Annotated in this window: 3 protein-coding genes; 1 reads left to right on the top strand and 2 read right to left on the bottom strand. The window is 30.7% G+C overall.

What is annotated here, in order from left to right:
- The coding region (locus tag ACRDDY_RS04785) for a peptide ABC transporter substrate-binding protein (RefSeq protein ID WP_438563831.1) at positions 1-922 on the top strand (922 nt) is incomplete at its 5' end.
- Positions 923-1,161: 239 nt separating this feature from the next.
- On the opposite strand, the gene dapB is transcribed toward ACRDDY_RS04785, so the two are convergent.
- Together dapB and ACRDDY_RS04775 are read right to left on the bottom strand one after the other, a co-directional pair.
- Positions 1,162-1,917, bottom strand: coding sequence for a 4-hydroxy-tetrahydrodipicolinate reductase (dapB, locus tag ACRDDY_RS04780; protein WP_438563830.1), 756 nt, complete (start codon positions 1,915-1,917; stop codon positions 1,162-1,164).
- A gap of 11 nt (positions 1,918-1,928) precedes the next feature.
- Positions 1,929-2,318: dihydrodipicolinate synthase family protein (locus ACRDDY_RS04775; protein ID WP_438563829.1), on the bottom strand; the 390-nt coding region annotated here is incomplete at its 5' end.

Here is a 2,318-nt window from a genome sequence, read left to right as displayed (position 1 = left end):
GGTAACTGACGAAAATACAGCATATGCAAGTTTACAAAATAAAGAATTTGATGTAATAAGTCTAACAGATCCAGCTTTAGTTGATAAAGGAAAAACTGATGGATTAGCTCAAACTTTCCCTAACTTAGGAACTTACTTCCTATGTGTAAATGTAAATAACCATGCTGATAAATTAGATGCAGAAGTTAGAAAAGCACTACAAAATAAAGATGTAAGAAACGCATTAGCTTTAGCGATTGATAGAGAAACAATTGTAACTAATGTTACTAAAACAGGACAAGTTCCTTCAGCAAGTTTCACTCCAGCAGGAATAAAAGATCCTTCGGGAGCAGACTTTAAGAAAGATAAATTTGATCCAAAAGCTTTCGATAAAAACAAAGAAGAAGCTAAAAAACTATTAGAAAAAGCAGGATATCCAGGTGGTAAGGGATTACCAACTTTAGAAATCATGTATAACTCAGAAGGTGCTCACAAGCAAGTTATGGAAGTTATTGAGCAAAATTGGAAAGAAATTGGTGTAAATGTTAAATTAACAAACCAAGAATGGGCAGTATTCTTAAATACAAGAAATAATGGTGGATACCAAATTTCAAGACATGGTTGGTCAGCAGATTATGTAGATCCAATGACATTCTTAGATATGTGGGTTAGTGGAAAAGATGGAGATCAATCAAGCTGGGGTAATAATGACGCTCACTTTGCAAATAAAGAATATGATGAGCTTATAGGAAAAGCTAAAAAAGAATCAGATCCAGCTAAGAGATTTGAATATATGGCAAAAGCAGAGCAAATTCTTTTAGATGAAATGCCAATAATTCCAATCTATGATTACACTAAAACTTATGGAATCAACAGCAATATTAAAGGTGTTCATGCATCAGTACTTGGACAAATTTATTTTGATAAAGTAACAATGGAATAGAAATTTAGACGGGGTTGTCTCAAAATAGTAGTCCTTACATCAAAAGCTTGTACTTTACGAACATTATACAAGTTATTAATTAAAATTAATAACCCAAGTAGAAAAAATAAATTCTACTTGGGTTATTTTATTCGGCTTTTCTCTTAGATTTGCTATCAAATTTTATTTTTGAGACAGCCACGTCTTTTTTATCTATTTATATAAAATTAGAGGTAGCAAATAGCTTACTGAATTTGGTATTATAATCCAATCACATCGTTCATATCGTATATGCCAGGTTTTGTGATTTTACTCATATATTCACAAGCTTTTAAAGCGCCAATTGCAAAAACATCTCTTGAAATTGCATTATGTGAAAGGGTTATAACTTCACCAGTACCAGCGAAAATTACGTCGTGATCACCAACTATTCCGCCACCACGAACTGCATGAATACCAATTTCAGATTTTTCTCTTTTCTTTTGTCCATCTCTACCATGAACATAGTGAGTTTCTTCAGGTAATGAGTCTTTTATAGTATCAGCTAGTAAAAGAGCAGTTCCGCTTGGTGCATCTACTTTTTGATTATGATGTTTTTCAATAATTTCAATATCATAATCTCCATAAAGAAGAGGTGAAACCTTTTTTAATAATGAATTAATAAGGTTTATACCAAGTGACATATTAGCAGATTTAAAAAGTGGTAATGTTTTGCTTTTTAAATCTATAAATGCTAAATCTTCTTCTGTAAATCCAGTAGAACATATAACAAGTGGTTTATTAGTTTTTTCAGTAAGAGATATAAGACCTTTTAAGGCATCAGCTCTTGAAAAATCTAATAAAACATCGTATTCTATATTAACATCTTCTGGTAAATTAAAAACAGGATAATTAAATGAATTATCATGTCTATCAATCCCAGCTACTATTTCTAGGTTTTCGAAGTCAGTTTCTGCGATTCTACTTATAACAGAACCCATTTTTCCTGAACATCCATTTAATAAAATTTTTATCATTTTAAATCTCCTTAAATTAAATTAGAATTTTTTAATTCATGTATCATTTGTTCTTTTAAACTTTCATCCATATCATATAAAGGAAGTCTAAGTGGTCCTACATTATATCCCATAAGATTTAAAGCAGTCTTTACAGGAATAGGATTTGTTTCAAGGAAAAGAGAGTTTGAAAGATTTAAGTTATCTAATTGTAATTTTAAGCTTTCATTTACTTTTCCGTCTAAATAAAATTTAGTCATATTGTGAACTTCTTTAGGAATTAGGTTAGCTAAAACTGATATAACTCCTTTTCCACCAAGAGACATTATAGGAACGATTTGATCGTCATTACCTGAATAAATATCTAAAGAATCACCACAAAGAGCTTTTATTTGAGCAACTTGACTAATATCACCACTGGC

The sequence above is a fragment of the Clostridium sp. genome, assembly GCF_051656525.1.
GTDB lineage: Bacteria > Bacillota > Clostridia > Clostridiales > Clostridiaceae > Clostridium.
The sequence above is the reverse complement of the archived record's forward strand: the minus strand, read 5'-3'. Positions and strand labels throughout refer to the sequence as shown.